At 67.7% G+C, this 19,141-nt stretch carries 15 protein-coding genes and 1 other RNA gene; 10 read left to right on the forward strand and 6 right to left on the reverse strand.

Annotation, left to right across the window (positions count from 1 at the left end; genetic code table 11):
* Window positions 1-13: 13 nt before the first annotated feature.
* Both rnpB and INR38_RS22190 read right to left on the reverse strand, forming a co-directional pair.
* Window positions 14-439, reverse strand: an RNA gene (rnpB, locus tag INR38_RS22185) — RNase P RNA component class A.
* Window positions 440-495: 56 nt separating this feature from the next.
* Window positions 496-1,290 carry a helix-turn-helix transcriptional regulator gene (locus INR38_RS22190; RefSeq protein ID WP_043780839.1) on the reverse strand — a complete coding sequence of 265 codons (795 nt, stop codon included), beginning with the start codon at window positions 1,288-1,290 and terminating at the stop codon, window positions 496-498.
* A 96-nt stretch (window positions 1,291-1,386) separates the two neighbouring features.
* On the opposite strand from INR38_RS22190, the gene INR38_RS22195 reads away from it, so the two are divergent.
* The 4 genes from INR38_RS22195 (at window position 1,387) to INR38_RS22210 (ending at window position 6,065) form a co-directional block, all read left to right on the forward strand.
* Window positions 1,387-2,286: a DMT family transporter gene (locus tag INR38_RS22195; protein ID WP_207443120.1), complete on the forward strand. Its 900-nt coding sequence runs from the start codon at window positions 1,387-1,389 to the stop codon at window positions 2,284-2,286.
* Between the two features lie 273 nt (window positions 2,287-2,559).
* On the forward strand, window positions 2,560-3,879 hold the full coding sequence (locus INR38_RS22200; protein WP_034390465.1) for an MFS transporter: 1,320 nt from the start codon (window positions 2,560-2,562) through the stop codon (window positions 3,877-3,879).
* A gap of 87 nt (window positions 3,880-3,966) precedes the next feature.
* The gene (locus tag INR38_RS22205; protein ID WP_063327231.1) at window positions 3,967-4,644 is read left to right on the forward strand and encodes a DUF2848 domain-containing protein; all 678 of its coding nucleotides are present in this window, start codon (window positions 3,967-3,969) and stop codon (window positions 4,642-4,644) included.
* A gap of 50 nt (window positions 4,645-4,694) precedes the next feature.
* Window positions 4,695-6,065: an amidase gene (locus INR38_RS22210; RefSeq protein ID WP_207443119.1), complete on the forward strand. Its 1,371-nt coding sequence runs from the start codon at window positions 4,695-4,697 to the stop codon at window positions 6,063-6,065.
* Between the two features lie 20 nt (window positions 6,066-6,085).
* On the opposite strand, the gene INR38_RS22215 is transcribed toward INR38_RS22210, so the two are convergent.
* Window positions 6,086-7,021, reverse strand: coding sequence for a LysR family transcriptional regulator (locus INR38_RS22215; RefSeq protein WP_043822010.1), 936 nt, complete (start codon window positions 7,019-7,021; stop codon window positions 6,086-6,088).
* A 140-nt stretch (window positions 7,022-7,161) separates the two neighbouring features.
* Between INR38_RS22215 and cysK the strand changes: the two genes are divergently transcribed.
* From cysK to INR38_RS22225, 3 genes are all read left to right on the forward strand, one after another.
* A complete protein-coding gene (gene cysK, locus INR38_RS22220) occupies window positions 7,162-8,079 on the forward strand; it encodes a cysteine synthase A (RefSeq protein WP_043822008.1) in 918 nt (305 codons plus the stop codon).
* Window positions 8,080-8,121: 42 nt separating this feature from the next.
* Window positions 8,122-8,253 (forward strand): hypothetical protein, encoded by a 132-nt coding sequence (locus INR38_RS28910; protein WP_013804127.1) that lies wholly within the window; start codon window positions 8,122-8,124, stop codon window positions 8,251-8,253.
* Window positions 8,254-8,392: 139 nt separating this feature from the next.
* Window positions 8,393-10,249, forward strand: coding sequence for an ABC transporter ATP-binding protein (locus INR38_RS22225; protein ID WP_013804128.1), 1,857 nt, complete (start codon window positions 8,393-8,395; stop codon window positions 10,247-10,249).
* On the opposite strand, the gene INR38_RS22230 is transcribed toward INR38_RS22225, so the two are convergent.
* Entirely contained in the window at window positions 10,246-10,992 is a 747-nt protein-coding gene (locus INR38_RS22230; protein WP_016448060.1) for a GntR family transcriptional regulator, read from the reverse strand. The two genes, INR38_RS22225 and INR38_RS22230, sit on opposite strands and share 4 nt — an antisense overlap.
* A 97-nt stretch (window positions 10,993-11,089) precedes the next feature.
* Between INR38_RS22230 and pcaB the strand changes: the two genes are divergently transcribed.
* The 3 genes from pcaB to INR38_RS22245 are packed head-to-tail and all read left to right on the forward strand — an operon-like array spanning window position 11,090 to window position 14,947.
* Window positions 11,090-12,472, forward strand: coding sequence for a 3-carboxy-cis,cis-muconate cycloisomerase (gene pcaB, locus INR38_RS22235; RefSeq protein WP_034390459.1), 1,383 nt, complete (start codon window positions 11,090-11,092; stop codon window positions 12,470-12,472).
* A gap of 44 nt (window positions 12,473-12,516) precedes the next feature.
* Window positions 12,517-13,509, forward strand: coding sequence for a tripartite tricarboxylate transporter substrate-binding protein (locus INR38_RS22240; RefSeq protein WP_012203368.1), 993 nt, complete (start codon window positions 12,517-12,519; stop codon window positions 13,507-13,509).
* Window positions 13,510-13,513: 4 nt separating this feature from the next.
* Entirely contained in the window at window positions 13,514-14,947 is a 1,434-nt protein-coding gene (locus tag INR38_RS22245) for a class II fumarate hydratase (RefSeq protein ID WP_207443118.1), read from the forward strand.
* 5 nt (window positions 14,948-14,952) lie between these two features.
* On the opposite strand, the gene INR38_RS22250 is transcribed toward INR38_RS22245, so the two are convergent.
* A complete protein-coding gene (locus INR38_RS22250) occupies window positions 14,953-15,909 on the reverse strand; it encodes a tripartite tricarboxylate transporter substrate binding protein (RefSeq protein ID WP_012203366.1) in 957 nt (318 codons plus the stop codon).
* A 1,085-nt stretch (window positions 15,910-16,994) separates the two neighbouring features.
* Complete coding sequence (ggt, locus tag INR38_RS22255) at window positions 16,995-18,983, reverse strand: gamma-glutamyltransferase (RefSeq protein WP_207443117.1); 1,989 nt, start codon at window positions 18,981-18,983, stop codon at window positions 16,995-16,997.
* Window positions 18,984-19,141: the final 158 nt, after the last annotated feature.

The raw sequence follows: 19,141 nt of genomic DNA on the forward strand, positions 1-19,141 counted from the left end.
GGCATGAAAGAAAGTGTGAAGCGCGCCGATAAGCCGGATTCTGTGCACGCGGTTGCCCGCATGTGACCGCCATTAATCTGGGCCGGGCGTCGCCGCCCGGCTCGGTGCTACCTACCCGCACACTCCGGGGGCCCCGTCAACGTGTGCCTACTTGGTATTGCTGCGCGTAGAGATTGCCCGTTTCACCTTGGACGGTTCCCGTCCAAGGTGGCTGTGGGTTCCATGCTTGCGCATGGACCGTATGGCTTGCGCCATCCGGTTCGGCTTTCGCCGACCCACAGAACACCCGGGGGGAATTGTTCCGTCCAAACTCGTCTCTGTTGCTCTGATCCTCACCTCACGGTGGACAGCCGTTAGCTGCTACGCTGCCCTGTGCAGTCCGGACGTTCCTCCAGTGCCGTGTTTCCACGATTGCACCAGCGGCGGTCTGGCGTGCTTCACGGGCGGCATTATCTCGCGGCTTGGGCCGGGCTGCAGGCAGATGGCGCAACAGCCTCACGGCGGCATGCAGAACTCGCGGCGGAATTGTTCGGGTGAGGTGCCGGCCTCGCGCTGGAACATGGCGATGAAGGCCGAGGGCGTGCTGTAGCCCAGGTCATAGGCGATCTGCTGCACGCTCAGGCCGGCCTCCAGCGCATCGATGGCCAGCAGGTAGCGCATGCGCTGGCGCCATTCGCCCAGGCCCATGCCCAGCTCGCGCTGGCAGTGGCGCGCCAGGGTGCGCTCGGTCATGTGCACGCTGGCGGCCCATTGGGCCAGGCTGCGGTGGTCCTCGGGCGCAGCGCGCATGCGGGTCAGCACTTCGACCAAGGCCGGGTGTTCGGCGGCCGGCAGATAGCCGGGCTCCACGGGAACGGCCCGCAACTGGTCGTAGAGCACACGGGCCAGGCGCAGGTCGGCATCCGTGGCGGGAATGTGCACGTCGCGCACGGCAAAGTCGGCCAGGATGGCCTTGACGATGGCACCGATGCGCATGGAGCACGGTTGCGCCGGCAGCTCCCTGCACAGCGCAGGCGCCAGGTAGACCGAGCGGTAGACCACGGCGTGCGCCACATGGCAGCTGTGCACCACGCCGGGCGGCACCCAGACGCCGTACTGCGGCGGCGAGACCCAGTGCTGGCCTGCCGTGTCCATGCACATGCTGCCGTGGGGCGTGTAGTTCAGGTGTCCCCAGCTGTGGCTGTGCGGCGGCACCTCGGTGTCGGCGCCGAATTCGTCGTAGCGGAAGTAGTACTCGCCCGGCACATCCTCGACGTTCTGGATGTGCATGGGCTTGCTGGGACGGGGCATGGCGGATGGTCCGGGTTGCGCTATCGATTGTCCGAAACCAGGGATGCACTCCAAGTCGGACAGAACGATCATAGGACCAGTCTTAGGAGTCTTCCAATGGGGTCTTACCTTTTCCCTTTGATCGCCGTGCTCATCTGGTCGGTCAATACCGTGGTCAGCAAGATGGCGGCCGACAGCATCGGCGCGGCCGAGATCGGTTTCTACCGCTGGCTGGTGGCGGCCGTGCTGTTCACGCCTTTCCTTTTGCCGTCCATCTGGCGCCAGCGCGCCGACATCCGGCCGCTGCTGCCGCGCCTCATCGTGCTGGGGATGCTGGGCATGGTGATCTACCAGAGCCTGGCCTATTACGCGGCCCATATGACATCGGCCACGCACATGGGCCTGATCGGCTCGCTCACGCCCATGATGGTGCTGGGCCTGTCCACCGCCATGCTGGGCCAGGCGCTGAGCCGGGGCGCCGTGCTGGGCTGCGTGCTGGCGATTGCGGGCGTGGCCCTGGTGGTGTCTTCGGGGCAGCCTGCCACTTTGCTCACCCAGGGCCTCAATGGCGGCGATGCGCTGATGTTCGTGGCCATGCTGGCCTATGCGGTCTACAACATCCTGCTCAAGCGCTGGCCCATGCCGCGCCTGGCCACGGTGCAACTGCTGTACCTGCAGATCCTGGTGGCCGTGATCGCGCAGCTGCCGCTGTTCCTGATGGCGCCGCGCACGGGGCTGAACGCGACCAACCTGCCGCTGGTGGGCTTTGCGGGCATCATGGCCTCCATCGCCGCGCCGCTGCTGTGGATGATGTCGGTGGCGCGCATCGGCCCGGGCCGCTCCAGCATGTTCTTCAACCTGGTACCCATCTTCACGGTCGTGATCGCCTTCATGGCATTGGGTGAGCCCCTGGCGGCCTACCACGCCGTGGGCGGCGTGCTGACCATTGGCGGCCTGCTGCTGGCCGAGCTGTGGAAGCAGCCTTTGCGCGCACCGCGTGCCGCCGCCACCGCCTGAAAAATCAGGGTTTTCCCGAGCGCAAATGGTGCACGCATGCTGCATGCCGGTGCGGCGCCCGCACCAGCTCTGCCCATAAGAATTTGCATTCAGGCCTGCTCATAATTTCTTGTTGGACAGCCCTGTCCCGCCTTTCGATACTGCCGCCACAGGAACAGCTCCAGACGCCCGGCCGGTCTCACTGCAGACCCGCCAGCGCCTGAAGCCCCTAAGACACACGGGCCCCGCCCCGGTCCGTGTGCCCGCTGCACCGTCGAAGACAGGAGACACCCCATGAGCAGTCCGGCATCCGCCGCACATTCCCCCGCCCACGGCGCCGGCCAGGCATCGCCGCCCGACATGGACGCCACCTACCGCAAGATCGCCTGGCGCCTGATTCCCTTTCTGGTGCTGCTCTTCATCCTGGCATGGATAGACCGCGTCAACGTCGGCTTCGCCAAGCTGCAGATGCTGGACGACCTGCAGTTCAGCGAGGCCATCTACGGCCTGGGTGCCGGCATCTTCTTCATCGGCTACTTTCTGTTCGAAGTGCCCAGCAACCTGCTGCTGGAGAAGATCGGCGCACGCAAGACGCTGGCGCGCATCACCATCCTGTGGGGCGCGGCCTCCATGGCCATGGCCTATGTGACCACGCCCACCATGTTCTACGTGCTGCGCTTCATCTTGGGCGTGGTGGAGGCCGGCTTCTTCCCCGGCGTGGTGCTGTACCTGACCTACTGGTTCCCGGCCCGCCACCGGGCGCGCGTCAACGGCCTGTTCATGACCTCGTTCGCCATTGCGGGCGCCGTGGGCGGCCCCATTGCGGGCGCCATCATGAATGGCATGCAGGGCGTGGGCCATCTGTCCAACTGGCAGTGGCTGTTCATCCTGGAGGGCATTCCCTCGGTGATCGCCGGCTTCTTCGTGCTGCTGTACCTGCCCGAGAAGCCCGCCAACGCCAAGTGGCTGAGCGCGTCCGAGCAGCGCGCCGTGACCGCCGCCGTGGAGGCAGAGAACCAGGGCGGCCACAAGCATGTGTCCTTCCTGGACGCCTGCCGCAACTACCGCGTGTGGCTGTGCGCTGCCGTGTATTTCTGCATCGTCAGCGGCAACGCCACCATTGCCTTCTGGTCGCCGTCCATCATCAAGGAGATCGGCATCCAGAACACGCTGCAGATCGGCCTGATCTCGGCCATTCCCTTCCTGGCCGGCACCCTGGCCATGGTCTGGAACGGCATGCATTCGGACAAGACCGGCGAGCGCCGCATGCATTGCGCCCTGTCCGCGCTGATCGCGGCGGCGGGCCTGATCCTCACGGGCCTGTTCCTGCACAACGCCGTGCTCGCCCTGTGCGCGCTGACGCTGGCCTCCATCGGCATCCTCGCGGCCTTTCCCGTGTTCTGGTCGATTCCTGCCGCCTTCCTGGCCGGCACGGCGGCGGCCGGCGGCATTGCGCTGATCAACTCCATCGGCAACCTGGCCGGCTTCGTGGCGCCCTACATGATCGGCGCGCTCAAGACCAGCACGGGGTCGCTGTCCTCGGGCCTGTACTTCGTGGCCGCGCTGGAATTCATGGCCGCCTTCCTGGTCGTGCTCTTCGTCAAGAAGCAGTGATGCCTGCGCGCCGCACCGCGCGCGCCACTGCCCCCTCCTCTTTCCCACCGGGGCCTGCGGCCCCGCCTTTTTCCTGGATCGCCTGCCATGCAACTGCAGTTCACCACCCCCGAGGGCCAGACCTTCGCCCCTGAATTCGACACCCTCATCGTCGCCGGCTGGGCCGGCCGCGACCGCGAGGCCATCGAGCACCACATCGAGGAGCTGGCCGCCATCGGCATCCCGCGCCCCAGCGCCGTGCCGCTGTACTACCGCATCTCCAGCAACCAGCTGAGCCAGCGCAGCGCGCTGCAGGTGCTGGGCGCTGACTCCTCCGGCGAGGTCGAGGTCTTCGTGTTCACGCACGAAGGCGAGATGTTCGTGAGCCTGGCCTCCGACCACACGGACCGCAAGCTGGAAGCCTACAGCGTGGCCTTTTCCAAGCAGGCCTGCGTCAAGCCCGTGGCCACCCAGGCCTGGCGCTTTGCCGACGTGGCCGGCCACTGGGATGAGCTGGTCGTGCGCTCGTGGATCGTGGAAGACGGCCGCGAGGTGCTCTACCAGGAAGGCACGCTGGCCAGCCTGCGCACGCCCCAGGACCTGATCGCAGGCTTCACGGGCGGCAAGGATCTGCTGCCCGCAGGCTGCGGCATGACCTGCGGCACGGTGGGCGCCATCGGTGGCATCCGCCCCTCGACGCAGTTCTCCATGGAGCTGTACGATCCCCGCAGCCAGCGTTCCATCCGCCACAGCTACCGCAGCGAACTGCTGGACGTCGTGGCCTGAGCCGCGACTCCGATCCGCCCACGCCCGCCTTCACCCACAGGACTTCCCACATGACCCAAGCCCTCCCCCTGCCCAGCCTGGAACTGGCATCACAGCGCCTGCATGGCGGCGAAACCACCTCGGTGCAGCTGACCGAGCAGGCCCTGGCCCGCACCATGTCGGGGGAAGGCCCCAAGGTGTTCACGCGCGTGTTCCAGGGCGCGGCCCTGGCCGAGGCCCGTGCCAGCGACGTGCTGCGTGCGGCCGGCCTGGCGCGCTCGCCCATCGAGGGCCTGCCGGTCTCGGTCAAGGACCTGTTCGACATCGCCGGCTTTCCCACGCTGGGCGGCTCGCGCCTGCTGGCCGACGCACCGCCCGCGCAGCGCACGGCCGAAGTGGTGCAGCGCCTGCGCCAGGCCGGCGCCGTCATCGTGGGCACGACCAACATGACCGAGTTCGCCTACTCGGGCCTGGGCATCAACCCGCACTACGGCACGCCGCGCAATCCCTGGCAGCGTGACGAGGACGGCGGCCGCATCCCGGGCGGCTCGTCCTCGGGCGCGGCCATCTCGGTCACCGACGGCATGGGCATGGCGGCCATCGGCTCGGACACGGGCGGCTCGGTGCGCATTCCTTCGGCGCTGTGTGGGCTCACGGGCTTCAAGCCCACGGCGCGCCGCGTGAGCATGGAGGGCGTGCTGCCGCTGTCGGCCAACCTGGACTCCATCGGCCCGCTGGCCCCCAGCGTGCGCTGCTGCGCCACGCTGGACGCCATCCTCTCCGGCGAGCCGCTGGGCGAGCTGCATGCCGCGCCGCTGCAGGGCCTGCGCCTGCTGGCACCCACCAACGTGGTGCTGGACGGCATGGACGCCACCGTGGCCGCCGCCTGGGAGCGCGCCCTGTCCCTGCTGTCGCAGGCGGGCGCCCACATCACCCATGCCGTGGTCGCGCCCTTCGGCGAGCTGGCCGACATCAATTCCAAGGGCGGCTTCACGGCCGCCGAGGCCTGGGCCTGGCACCGCCACCACATCGCCACACGCCTGTCCGAGTACGACCCGCGCGTGGGCACGCGCATCCTGCGCGGCAAGGACATCAGCGCGGCCGACTACATCGACCTGCTGGCACGCCGCAGGCAGTGGATTGCCGCCGTCAGCGCCCAGATGGCCGACCATGACCTGATCGTCATGCCCACCGTGCCCGTGGTCGCCCCCAAGATCGCCGACCTCACGCAGAGCGACGAGGCCTACTTCGGCGCCAACGGCCTGATCCTGCGCAACCCCACGCTGATCAACTTCCTCGACGGCTGCGCCATCTCCCTGCCCTGCCACCGCGCAGGCGAGGCGCCCGTGGGCCTGAGCCTGGCCGGCCTCGGCGGGCAGGACGGGCGACTGCTGTCCGTGGCCCTGGCCGTGGAGCAGCTGCTGGCTTCGGCGCAGGGCTGATCGACCAGGCAGCCTCGGGCCTAGCCGCCCAGGCCGCTGCCCGGCAGCCGCGCCACGGCCTGGCCGTGGTTCAGCGCAAAGGCGGCGGCGGTCTCCTCGGCCGCGCGCGCCACCACTTCGGTCAGCGGGTTCTGGTGATCGTTGCGAAAGCAGGCCACCAGCGGCAGCGAGGGGAACTCACGGTCCACGCGCAGCAGGCGCAGGCGCTGCTCGGCCAGCTCGCGCTGGATGATGGCCGGCGGCACGGCGGCCACGCCCAGGCCGTCGCAGACCACGCGGATCATGGTCGCCACCGAGGCGATGCAGTTCAGGTGCACCGAGGCGCTGCTTTCGGTGGAGAACAACTGCTCGATCACCGCATACGGCTCGGAGCCGCGCGCAAAGCACATGATGGGAAAGGCCGCCAGCTCGGCCAGGCTCAGGGTCTCGTCGCCAATGCCCAGCTTGGGGCTGCCCACCCAGGCCATGGGAAATTCACCCAGCGACAGATGGCCCACGCCGGCCGCCGTCACGGGCTTGGCCTGCAGCGACAGGTCCAGCTGGCCCTTCACCAATTGCTCGGACATGTGCAGCGTGGTGTCGCAGGCGATCTCCACCTGCAGGCGCGGATAGCGCTGCTGCAGCAGCGCCAGGAAATCGGGAAACCAGCTGTGCACGATGGACTCGATGGCGCCGATGCGGATCACGCCGGCATAGGCCTGCTTGTCCAGCATGTCCTCGCGCATCTCCCGCATGAGGCGCAGCATGCGCTCGGCATGGACCAGGGCCTTGGCGCCGTCGGCCGTCAGCGTGACCTCGCGCACGCCACGGTCGAACAGGCGCACGCCGAACTCCTGCTCCAGCGTGGCGATGCGGCTGGAGACGGCGGCCTGCGTGGTGTACAGCCGCTCGGCCGTCATGCGGAAATTGCGCAGCTCGGCCAGCAAGACAAAGGTTTCCAGGAACCGTAGATTCATGCGGCGATGTTAGCCGTCCAGGCCATATCGATATAGCCCATGCATAGAACAGCTGCGTGCACAATGAATGCCTGGTTTTCGCGCAGCGTCTGCGCACCACCCCCGACTGTCCAACCACCACCCCAACTCGCGGAGGTCCGATGAGAGCTGACAACATCCTGCAAACGATTGGCAACACGCCCCATGTGCGCATCAACCGCCTGTTCGGCGCAGGTGCCAATGTGTGGATCAAGTCCGAGCGTGGCAACCCCGGCGGCTCCATCAAGGACCGCATCGCCCTGGCCATGGTCGAGGACGCCGAGAAGTCCGGCGCCCTGCAGCCCGGCGGCACCATCATCGAGCCCACCAGCGGCAACACCGGCGTGGGCCTGGCCCTGGTGGCCGCCGTCAAGGGCTACAAGCTGGTGCTGGTCATGCCCGAGAGCATGAGCATCGAGCGCCGCCGCCTGATGCTGGCCTACGGCGCCAGCTTCGACCTTACGCCCAAGGAAAAGGGCATGAAGGGCGCCATCGCCCGCGCCCAGGAACTGGCCAGCCAGACGCCCGGCGCCTGGATTCCCCAGCAGTTCGAGAACCCCGCCAACATCGACGTGCATGTGCGCACCACGGCCCAGGAAATCCTGGCCGACTTCCCCGAAGGCCTGGATGTGCTGATCACCGGCGTGGGCACGGGCGGCCACCTGACCGGCGTGGCCAAGGTGCTCAAGGCCAAGTTCCCCCAGCTCAAGGTCTTTGCCGTGGAGCCTGCCGCCTCGCCCGTGATCTCGGGCGGCCAGCCCTCGCCCCACCCCATCCAGGGCATTGGCGCAGGCTTCGTGCCCAAGAACCTGGACACCAGCCTGCTGGACGGCGTGATCCAGGTCGAGGCCGAACCCGCGCGCGAGTACGCACGCCGCTCGGCCCGCGAGGAAGGCATCCTGGTCGGCATCTCCTCGGGCGCCACCCTGGCCGCCATTGCGCAAAAGCTGCCCGAGCTGCCCGCAGGCGCCAAGGTGCTGGGCTTCAACTACGACACGGGCGAGCGCTACCTGTCGGTGGAAGGCTTTCTGCCGGCCTGACCGGCGGCAAGCCCCGTCCGCTGCAGTTCACTGCACTGCGGCATGAAACACAAGGCCTCGCAAGAGGCCTTTTTTGTTGCCGCCAGCGGCATGCTGCATTCCCCATTCGCGCACAACGAAGCGGCCCCGGACGCGGACAATCTTCCCCACGGCGCGGTGTTCCCCCTGCACTGAAATCCGGGCGCGAACCCACGCGTAGGACAGTTGTGTGGAGATTTCTTACAAAACATGTTGCGCCCAAAGGTCATGCTGAACGCGCATCGGGCAAACCCGACTCTGGCCTACGATGGTCTGACCAAGGAGTAAAAAAATCTTGTTCGGTTTCTTTGAAAAACGCGTTCCGCCCTATCCCAGCGTCGAGCCCACGGTCCCGCCCAAGGGCTTTTTCGCTTTCATCTGGGCCTGCACGCAAGGCATGCGCGGCTGGATCGCGCTGCTGACCTGCACCTCGGCGCTGCTGGCCGTCTACGAGGCGGCGCTGTTCGCCCTCATGGGCCATGTGGTGGACTGGTTGTCCACGGTGTCGCCGGCCGGTTTCTGGGCAGAGCAGCGCGGCACGGTGTGGGGCATTGCCGCCGTCCTGCTGTCCAGCGTGCTGTTGCTGGCCTTTCACACGGCGGTGATGCACCAGGTGCTGGCCATCAACTTCCCGATGCGGCTGCGCTGGGTGTTCCACCGGCTGATGCTGGGCCAGAGCATGTCGTTCTATGCCGACGAGTTCGCGGGCCGCATCACCACCAAGATCATGCAGACCGCGCTGTCGGTGCGCGAAGTGGTGTTCATGGTGGTCGATGTGCTGGTGGGCGTGAGCGTCTACATGATCGGCATCCTGATCCTGGCGGCCAGCTTCGAGTGGCGGCTGATGATTCCGTTTGCGCTGTGGCTGGCCGCCTATATCGGTGCCTGCTGCTACTTCGTTCCGCGCCTGGGCAAGATCGGCAAGGAGCAGGCCGATGCACGCTCCATGATGACGGGCCGCGTGACCGATGCCTACACCAACATCGCCACCGTCAAGCTGTTCGCCCACACGCGCCGCGAGGCCGAATACGCGCGCAACGCCATGGAGGCCTTCAAGTCCACGGGCTATGCGCAGATGCGGCTGGTCAGCCAGTTCGAGATCGTCAACCATCTGATGATCACGATGCTGCTGGTGGGCTCGGCGGGCACGGCGCTGTACCTGTGGTCGGCCGGACAGGCCAGCGCAGGCGTGGTGGCGGCCATCATCGCCATGGCGCTGCGCCTGATGGGCTATTCGCACTGGGTGATGTGGCAGATGACGGGCCTGTTCGAGAACGTGGGCACCATCCAGGACGGCATCCTCACGCTGACCAAGCCGCGCACCATCGTGGATGCGCCCGACGCCAGGCCGCTGCAGGTCACGCACGGCGCCATCGCCTTCGAGGACCTGAGCTTTGCCTACAAGGACGGCGGCAAGCAGGTGATCGACCACCTGAACCTGCACATCCGCGCCGGCGAGCGCATCGGCCTGATCGGCCGCTCGGGCGCGGGCAAGTCCACGCTGGTGAACCTGCTGCTGCGCTTCCATGAAGCCCAGGGCGGGCGCATCACCATCGACGGCCAGGACATACGCACCGTCACTCAGGACAGCCTGCGCGGCGCGGTGGGCATGGTCACGCAGGACACCTCGCTGCTGCACCGCTCCATGCGCGACAACATCCTCTACGGCCGCCCCGACGCGACCGAGCAGGAGATGCTGGCCGCCGCGCAAAAGGCCGAGGCCTCGGACTTCATCGCCACGCTGACCGACCTCAAGGGCCGTGGCGGCTATGACGCCCAGGTGGGCGAGCGCGGCGTCAAGCTATCGGGCGGCCAGCGCCAGCGCGTGGCGATTGCGCGCGTCATGCTCAAGGACGCGCCCATCCTGCTGCTGGACGAGGCCACCAGCGCGCTGGACAGCGAGGTCGAGGCGGCCATCCAGCAAAGCCTGGACAGCCTCATGCACGGCAAGACCGTGATCGCCATCGCCCACCGGCTCTCGACCATCGCGGCCATGGACCGCCTGATCGTGATGGACCAGGGCCACATCGTCGAGCAGGGCACGCACCAGCAACTGCTGGAGCTGGGCGGCATCTACGCCAAGCTGTGGTCGCACCAGAGCGGCGGCTTCCTGGCAGAGCAGGGCTCGGAAGCTGCCAACGCCAACGGCTAGACGCTCGCCAGATCCCGGTCCAACTGCGTATGCAAGGTATAGCGGCTGGCCGGGTGCAAGGTCACGCTGAGGTCCATCAACTCCCCATCGGTATCCAGGTAGCGGCGCACGATCTTCAGCGCCGCTGACCCTGCCGGGGCCTGCAATTCCTCCGACAGCGCCTCGGGAATGAGCGCCCCCACCACGGCCTGCCGCACCCGCGCGATGCGCAGGCCGTATTGCTGCTCCAGCAGGCTGCTGACCAGCAACTCGGGCGCGGCGCGCACGCGCTCGGCCAGTTCCTGCGTGTCAAAGCGCTGCGCATCCACATAGACCACGGTCCAGGCAATGGGCAGGTGCGGCGCGGCGCCGTCGCGGCGCAGGCTGCAGATGGCCAGCCAGCGGCTACCGGCCGGGCAGTCCAGTTCGGCGGCCAGGTCCTGGTCCAGCACCACCTCCTCGATGCGCCGCACCTCGCGCACATGGGTGGCGCCGAACTGCACCAGGTCCTCCAGCGAGGTCAGCGCCTGGCGGTAGTGCGCATGGGGCTGCGCCGCCTCCACGCGCGTGCCCACCTTCTTGCGCCGCGATACCAGCCCCGACTGCTGCAGCTCGGCAATCGCCGCGCGCACGGTGTGGCGGCTCACGCCATAGCGGTCGCACAGCTCCAGCTCGGTGGGCAGCAGGGCGCCCACGGCGTATTCGCCCGAGGCAATGCGCTCGGACAGGTCGCGCGCCACCTGGGCATAGCGTGTCTCAGCCATGGACGCAGGCCCTCACCCCAGGCAAACCCGGATGTTCGTAATGTACGTACATAAATAAAAATATCGATATGTCCGAACTTAATTGCAATTGCGCACCATGACCCTTCCGTCCTTCACCTCCAGCACCGCCATCGATTCGCTGCTGTTCCGCGACGCCTTCGGCACCCCCGCCATGCGCGCCATCTTCGCCGACAGCGCGCTGGTGTCGCGCTACATCGAGGTCGAGGTCGCGCTGGCGCGCGCCCAGGGCCGCTGCGGCGTGATTCCGGCCGAGGCCGCACACGAGATCGCGCAGCGCTGCAGCCTCGAAGCGCTGGACTTCGAGCTGCTGCGCAAGGAAACCGACATTGTCGGCTACCCCATCCTGCCGCTGGTGCACCAGCTGGTGAAACAGTGCGGCGACGCAGGCCGCTACATCCACTGGGGCGCCACCACCCAGGACATCATGGACACGGCCACCGTGCTGCAGGTGCGCGATGCGCTGGACCTGGTCGATGCCGACATCGCCGCGCTGCGCACCATCCTGGCCGACCTGGCAGAGCGCCACCGCGACACGCCCATGGCCGGCCGCACGCACCTGCAGCACGCTTTGCCCATTACCTTCGGCTACAAGGCCGCCATCTGGCTGGCCATGTTCGACCGCCATGCCCAGCGCCTGAAGGAACTGCGCCCGCGCGTGCTGGTGGGCCAGTTCGCAGGGGCGGCAGGCACGCTGGCCTCGCTGAGCGGACGGGGCCTGGAAGTGCAGCAATTGCTGATGGAAGAACTGGGCCTGGGCGTGCCCGCCACCACCTGGCATGTGGCGCGCGACGGCCTGGCCGAAGCGGTGAATTTCCTGGCCCTGGTCACCGGCTCGCTGGGCAAGATCGCCTACGACGTGATGCTGCTGTCCTCCACCGAGTTCGGCGAGGTGTTCGAGCCCTTCGTCACGGGGCGCGGCGCCAGCAGCACCATGCCGCAAAAGCGCAACGCCATCTCCAGCGAGCTGATGCTGGCCGCCTCCAAGGCCGTGCGCCAGCATGCGGGCCTGATGCTGGACGCCATGGTCCAGGACCTGGAGCGCGCCACCGGCCCCTGGCACGCCGAATGGGTGGCCCTGCCCGAGAGCTTCGTGCTCTCGGCTGGCGCCCTGCACCAGGCGCGCTTCATGCTGGGCGGCCTCATCGTCGATCCCGAACGCATGGCCCGCAACCTGGACATGACCGACGGCCTGATCGTGGCCGAGGCCGTGATGATGGGCCTGGCCCCGCACACGGGCCGCCAGCAGGCGCACGACATCGTCTATGCCGCCTGCCGCAGCGTCAACGCCGAGGGCGGCACGCTGGCCGATGCGCTGGCCCGCCTGCCCGAAGTCACGGCCCATTTCGACCGCGCGGCGCTGCAGCGCCTCACCGACCCGCGCAACTACCTGGGCGAGGCCCCGCAGATGGTGGACCGCGCCCTTGCGCTGTCGCGCGCCCATACAGCCAGCGGCCGCTGACACCCCGGCCCAGGACAGAACACAGCACTACAGGAGACAACACCATGCCTTTCCATCTTCCCCGCCTGCCACGCCTGGCCCTTGCCCTGGCCGCCACCACCTTCGCCCTGGCCGCGCACGCCCAGGGCGGCTACCCCGCCAAGCCGCTGACCTGGATCGTGCCCTTCGCGGCCGGCGGCCCCACGGACGCCATGGCGCGTGACATCGCCCAGCGCACCAGCACGCAACTTGGCCAGCAGATCATCATCGAGAACGTTCCGGGTGCGGGCGGCACCATCGGCGCGGCCAAGGCGGCGCGCTCGGCACCCGACGGCTACAGCTTCCTGGTCGGCCACATGGGCTACATGGGCGCGGCGCCGTCGCTGTACAAGAAGCTGGCCTATGACCCGGTCAAGGACTTCGAGGCGGTGTTCCGCTTCCCCGACACGCCGCTGGTGCTGCTGGTGGGCAAGAACTCCCCGTACAAGACGGCCGAGGAGCTGGTGGCCTTCGGCAAGCAGAACCCGGGCCGGCTGAACTTCGGCAACGCGGGCGTGGGATCGACCTCGCACCTGGTGGCGGCGCTGTTCGCCAGCCGCGCGCAGATGGAGATCACCCAGGTGGCCTACAAGGGCGCGGCACCGGCCATGACCGATGTGATCTCCGGCCAGGTCGATGCCATGTTCGACCAGACCAACACCGCCCTGCCCCAGCTGGCGGGCGAGCGCATCCGCGCCATCGCGCTCACCTCGGACAAGCCCATGCCCCAGTTCCCGGGCGCGGCAGCGCTGGGCCAGAAGCTGCTGCCGGGCTTCGAGACCGCCACCTGGTACGGCATCTACGCGCCCAAGGGCACGCCGCGCGACGTGGTGCAAAAGGTCTACCAGGCCTATACCAAGGCCCTGGCCGACAAGGCCTGGACCGACAGGATGGCCGCCCAGGGCATACGCCTGCTGCCCGCAGATCAATACGCGCCTGAAGCCCTGGCCCGCCACACGGCCGCCGAGGTGGAGCGCTGGCGCAAGGTGGCAGCCGACGCGAAGATCTCGCTGGACTGAGCCCATGGACCAGACACGCACCCAGGCCCAGGCACAGACCCAAGCTCATACCCGCATCGAGCACGATGCCTTCGGCCCCGTCCACATTCCCGCCGACCGCCTCTGGGGCGCGCAGACCCAGCGCGCGCTGGAGCTGTTCACCATCGGCGAGGAGCGCTTTCCGCAGGGCCTGTACCGCGCATTCGGGCTGCAGAAGCTGGCGGCAGCGCGTGCCAACCGGCGCCTGGGCGTGCTGGACGACGCGCGCGGCGCAGCCATCGAGGCCGCGGCCGCCGAACTGCGCGACGGCCTGCTGGACGCGCATTTCCCGCTGACCATCTGGCAGACGGGCTCGGGCACGCAGACCAACATGAATGCCAACGAGGTCATCGCCAACCGCGCCAACCAGATGCTGGGCCAGCCCCCGGGCACGCGCAGCCCGGTCCATCCCAACGACCATGCCAATGCCTCGCAGTCGTCCAACGACAGTTTTCCCACGGTGATGCACCTGGCCACGGCGCTGGAGTTGCGCGACCACCTGCTGCCCGCCCTGGAGCGGCTGCAGCAGCGCCTGCAGGAACGCGCCCTGGCCTTTGCCGGCGTGCTCAAGGTGGCGCGCACGCACCTGATGGACGCCGTGCCCATGACGCTGGGCCAGAGCTTCGAGACATTCGCCCACCAGGTGGGCCACGGCATGGACCGGCTGCAGGCCACCCAGCCCCGGCTGTGGAGCCTGGCCCAGGGCGGCACGGCGGCCGGCACGGGGCTCAACGCGCCGGCCGGATTCGACCGAGTCTTCTGCGAGGAGATACAGGCGCTCACGGGCCTGGCGGTCACGCCCAACCCCTGCAAGTTCGAAGGCATGGCCGCGCACGATGCGCTCATCGAGGTCTCGGGCGCACTCAACGTGGTGGCCGGTTCGCTGGCCAAGATGGCCAATGACATCCGCCTGCTGGGTTCAGGCCCGCGCTGCGGCCTGGGGGAGCTGGTGTTTCCCGACGATGGGCTGAGCTCCTCCATCATGCCGGGCAAGCGCAACCCGACCGTGGCCGAGGTCGTGGTGCAGGCCGCCTACCAGGCCATGGGCCACCACCTCACCGTCACGCTGGCGGGCTCGGCCGGGCACTTCGAGCTCAACGTGGCCAAGCCCGTGCTGATCCACCACCTGCTGCGCGCCATGCGCGCGCTGGGCGACGCCAGCCGCGTGTTTGCCGAGAAGCTGGTGGCCGGCCTGCAGGCACACACCGAGCGGCTGGAGCAGCAGGTCAGCCACTCGCTGCTGCAGGCCACCGCGCTCAACCCGGTACTGGGCTATGACGCCGTGGCACGCATCACGCGCGAGGCCATGGCACGCGGCATTGCGCCGCGCGAGGCGGCCGTGGCGCTGGGGCTGGTCACGGCGGCCGAGTATGACCGGCTGGTGGACCTGCGGGCCATGGCCGGGCTGCCGCCCGCGTAGCGGCCTCAATCCTCCAGGCCTATGTTCTGCACGATCTTCTTCTCGTCCTCGAACGCCTTCCTGGCGAACGCCGTGTACTCCTGGCTGCCGCGGAACTGCGTGCGCACGCCGTAGTTGCCGACGACCTGGCGGAAGGCCGGATCGTCCATGGCGGCCTTGATGGCGGCTTCGAGCTTGCGCACGATCTCGGGCGGCAGGCCGCGCGGCCCGGCAATGCCCAGGGGCGAGGGCACATCGAAGGCATAACCGGCCTCGCGGAACGTGGGCACGTTGGCAAAGGCCTCGGGCCGCACCTCGGAGGCCGAGGCCAGGGCACGCAGCTTGCCCGAGCTCAGGTACGGCAGCACCGTGTTGGCGTACACGCCGGACTTGATGTGGCCGGCCATCAGCGAGTTCAGCGCCTCGGCATCGCCCTTGAAGGGCGCATGCGTGAAGCGTGCGCCCGTGGCCTGCTCCAGCAGCGCCATCACCACGTGGTTGGCCGTGAACTTGCCCGGCGTGCCGTAATCCACGGCACCCGGATTCTTCTTGGCGAACTCGACCAGATCCTGCACCGTCTTGAACGGCGAGTCCTGGGGCACGGCCAGCACGAAGTCATAGGTCATGTAGGTGGCGATGTAGCTGAGATCGCGCACCGGGTCGTACTGCACCTTCTGGATGTGGGGCTGGCGGAAGATGCTCACGGGCGCCAGCGTCAGGCGGTAGCCATCGGGCTTGGCCGTGCGCATCTCCATCACGCCCATGGACGCGCCTGCGCCGGGCTTGTTCTCGATCACCACGGTCTGCCCCAGCTGCTTGCCCATGCCCTGGGCCAGCGCACGCGCCACCACGTCGGTCACGCCGCCCGCGCCGTAGGGCACGACCAGGCTGATGGGGCGGCTTGGATAGCTGTCCTGCGCCCATGCTGCGCCCGTCATCAGGACCGATGCGCACATCCATGCGCCAAACACTCGTCTTTGCATTTCCATCTTCCTCAGAGGCTCACGACCATCGAACTTGCTGCTGTTCAATTTAGATGGATGCATGCCAACCATGGATTCGGGCAAGCCCGTAGCGTTGGGGATTGTGGGGAAAACGCGCAGCGTGGGTGCGGGGAGTGGAACTCTATAGCGGAGGGTGACGTGGTTACTTGGTTTGCAGAGTTTGTGGGCTGCTTTTTGTGCGCATCGCGGTGATTGGGGCATGTCTTTGACGTGACAGCTACGGGGCGTATGCCTTCAGAGCAGCTGCCATTCAGGGATGTTTTTTTGTCCCTGCCGGGGGGTTGTTTCTCGAGGCCGGGTCTCGGCCCGGCGGCCGACCTACTTTCCTTTGTTTCGCCAAAGGAAAGTAGGCAAAGCAAAGGCGACCCGGATGTCCGCGACCCTCCGCTTCGCTGCGGGCAACCTGCGTCGTGGCGGTTGCGGGGTTCGCCGTGAAACTCTCTTCGCGCTGCGCGCTACGTTCAAACAGTCACGGCGAGTCAGATGACGAAGCAGTCCTGTCCTTCGGCAGGACTGCAACCCCGCAACCACCACGCCGCAGGCGCTGACATACGGGGAGGTGGTGCGGGCCTTCGCTTCGCTCGGCCCCATTGAAAAAAACAGCCGAGCGCAGCGATGGCGCGTCGGCTGTTTTGCATTTTTGGCTGTTGGCTGTTGGCTGTTGGCTGTTGGCTGTTCCCCAGCCTCCCCCTTCTGCCCACGCCTGCGTTGGGCGGGATGCGGGGTGGCGAGCCTGCCGAAGGACAGGCTTGCTTCGTCATCTGACTTGCCGCAGTTGTTTGAACGGATTGCGCCGCAGGCGCAAGGAGTGAGTTCTGCGGCACACCCCGCATCCCGCCCAACGCAGGTCGCCCGCAGCGAAGCGAAGGGTCGTGGGCAGTTTGGGGCGCGCTTCTTTGCCCCGCTTTCTTGTCGCGCGACAAGAAAGCGGGTCGGCCGCCGGGCCGAAACCCGGCCTCGAAAAACAACCACCCGGCAGGGGCAGGCTATGGATCCCATAAAAGAAAAGGCGCCACCAGCATCCCTGCCAGCAGCGCCTTCCTCAGTCAATCATCAGACCAAAATCAGCGAACGGTATCGCCCAGAACAAGCCCTTCACGGCGCGGATCAGCCCCACCTTCCAGCTGCGCCTGCCCATTGCGCTGCACCCGCAAGATGGTGCCAATACCGCTGGACTGCGCACTGATGGACACCACATGGCCCAGGGCACGCAGGCCGCTGACCAGCGGATCGTCGTTGCCGCCATTGGCCGTGTTGATGTTGGGGTGCTCGCCGCCCACGTTGGTGGTCGGGCTGTTGGCCGCGCCGAAGTCCACCAGCGACGTGGCCTGCTGGGCATCCAGACCCCAGTCCAGCGCGCCGACCAGAGTCTTGGTCACGTACTGGATGATGGTGCTGCCGCCCGGCGAGCCGGTGGCCATCTTGAAGTCGCCGGCGGTGCCGTCGGTCTTCAGGTCGAACACCAGCGTGGGCGCCATGGAGCTGCGCGGGCGCTTGCCCGGCTGCACGCGGTTGGCGACCGGGCCTTCGGTGGTGCTGGGGATGGCCGCGAAGTCGGTCAGCTGGTTGTTGAGCACAAAGCCGCGCGTGACGTGGAAGGAGCCCATGCTGGACTCCACCGTGGTCGTCATGCTCAGCGCGTTGCCCTTGGCATCGACGATGCTCATGTGCGTGGTGCCGGCCTCCTTGACATCGACCACGCCCTGCGAAGGCGTGCCGAAGTTGCCTGCCTGGGCCGTGCCCATGCTCTTGGTGGTGGAGATGAGGGCGGCGCGCTGGCGCAGGTAGCTCTTGTCCAGCATCAGCGCCGGCGAGCCGCCGGGCAGGGGCACGAAGTCGGTGTCGGCCACGTATTTGTCACGGTCGGCATAGGCCAGGCGCAGGGCTTCGCTGACCAGGTGCACGCCCATCACCGAAGGCTTGCCGCCCTCGCCATCGATGGCCGTGGGCGCATAGGCCTTGAGGTCGAAGTTCTCCAGAATGCCCATGGCCTGTGCCACGGCAATGCCGCCGGACGACGGCGGCGGCATGCTGCAGACCATGTAGCGCGCACGGTAGGTGGTGCAGACGGCCTCGCGGCGCTTGGCCTCGTAGCTGGCCAGATCCTGCAGCGTGGTCTTGCCGGGGGTGATGGGTGCGCCGTCCGAGACGGTCTGCGTCACGCCCACCTTGCTGACGATGGCCTGGGCCAGGTCGCCACGGTAGAAGGCGTCGGCACCGCCCGTGGCGATGCTGCGCAGCGTGTCGGCATAGGGCTGGTTGACGAACTTGGCGCCCAGCGCCAGCGGCTTGCCCTGGGCATCGAAGTACAGCTTGGCGGCATCGGCGTCGCGCGCCAGTTCCACCTTGGAGCCGTCCAGCGCCGCAGCCATGCGGCCGCTGATGGGAAAGCCCTTGCTGGCCAGGTCGATGCCCGAATTGAACAGCTGGGGCCACGCGGTCTTGCCGTAGTCCTTGTGCGCGAGTTCCAGCATGCGCACCACGCCCGGCGTGCCGATGGAGCGGCCGCTGGCGCGCGCCGAGGGCTTGGGCGCGGTCTGGTCGGCGGTGTCGTCCACGTAGCGCAGGTAGTTTTCGGTGGCGGCGGCCGGCGCGGTCTCGCGGCCGTCATAGGCCACGACCTTGCCCGTGGCTGCATCGCGGTAGAGCATGAAGGCGCCACCGCCGATGCCGCTGGACTGCGGCTCCACCAGGCCCAGCACCATCTGCACGGCCACGGCCGCATCCACGGCCGAGCCGCCGGACTTGAGCACCTCGCAACCGGCCTTGGACGCCAGCGGGTTGGCCGTGACCACCATGTACTTGGAGGTGTGCAGGGCCTTCTTGCCGAGGCGGTAGCCCGACGAGGGTTCGGGTGCGGCCGGATCACCGGGCAGGCCCGAGCCCACGACCACGCTGCCATCGCCCGAGGTGATGGCACAGGCGGCCAGGTCGTCCTGGCCCGATCCGCCATTGCCGCCGCCTCCGCACGATGCGAGGAACAGCGGCGTGGCGGCCGCAAGGCCGATCCACTGCCATGCAGGCAGGCGTTGCCTGGAAGGGGGTTGCTTCATGAAATGTCTCCTTGTGGTGCGTGGAATGCGTTGATCTTGTTCACCTGGGGCAGCACCCGCCCGCAGGCTTGCCGCGAGCTTACATCCGTTCCACCACCACTTCGCGCAGATGCAGCCGCCCCGTCAGACCGGGGCTGAAGGACCCCGCTCGCGGATGG

This window comes from Delftia sp. SD018 (assembly GCF_017355445.1).
GTDB lineage: Bacteria > Pseudomonadota > Gammaproteobacteria > Burkholderiales > Burkholderiaceae_C > Comamonas > Comamonas acidovorans.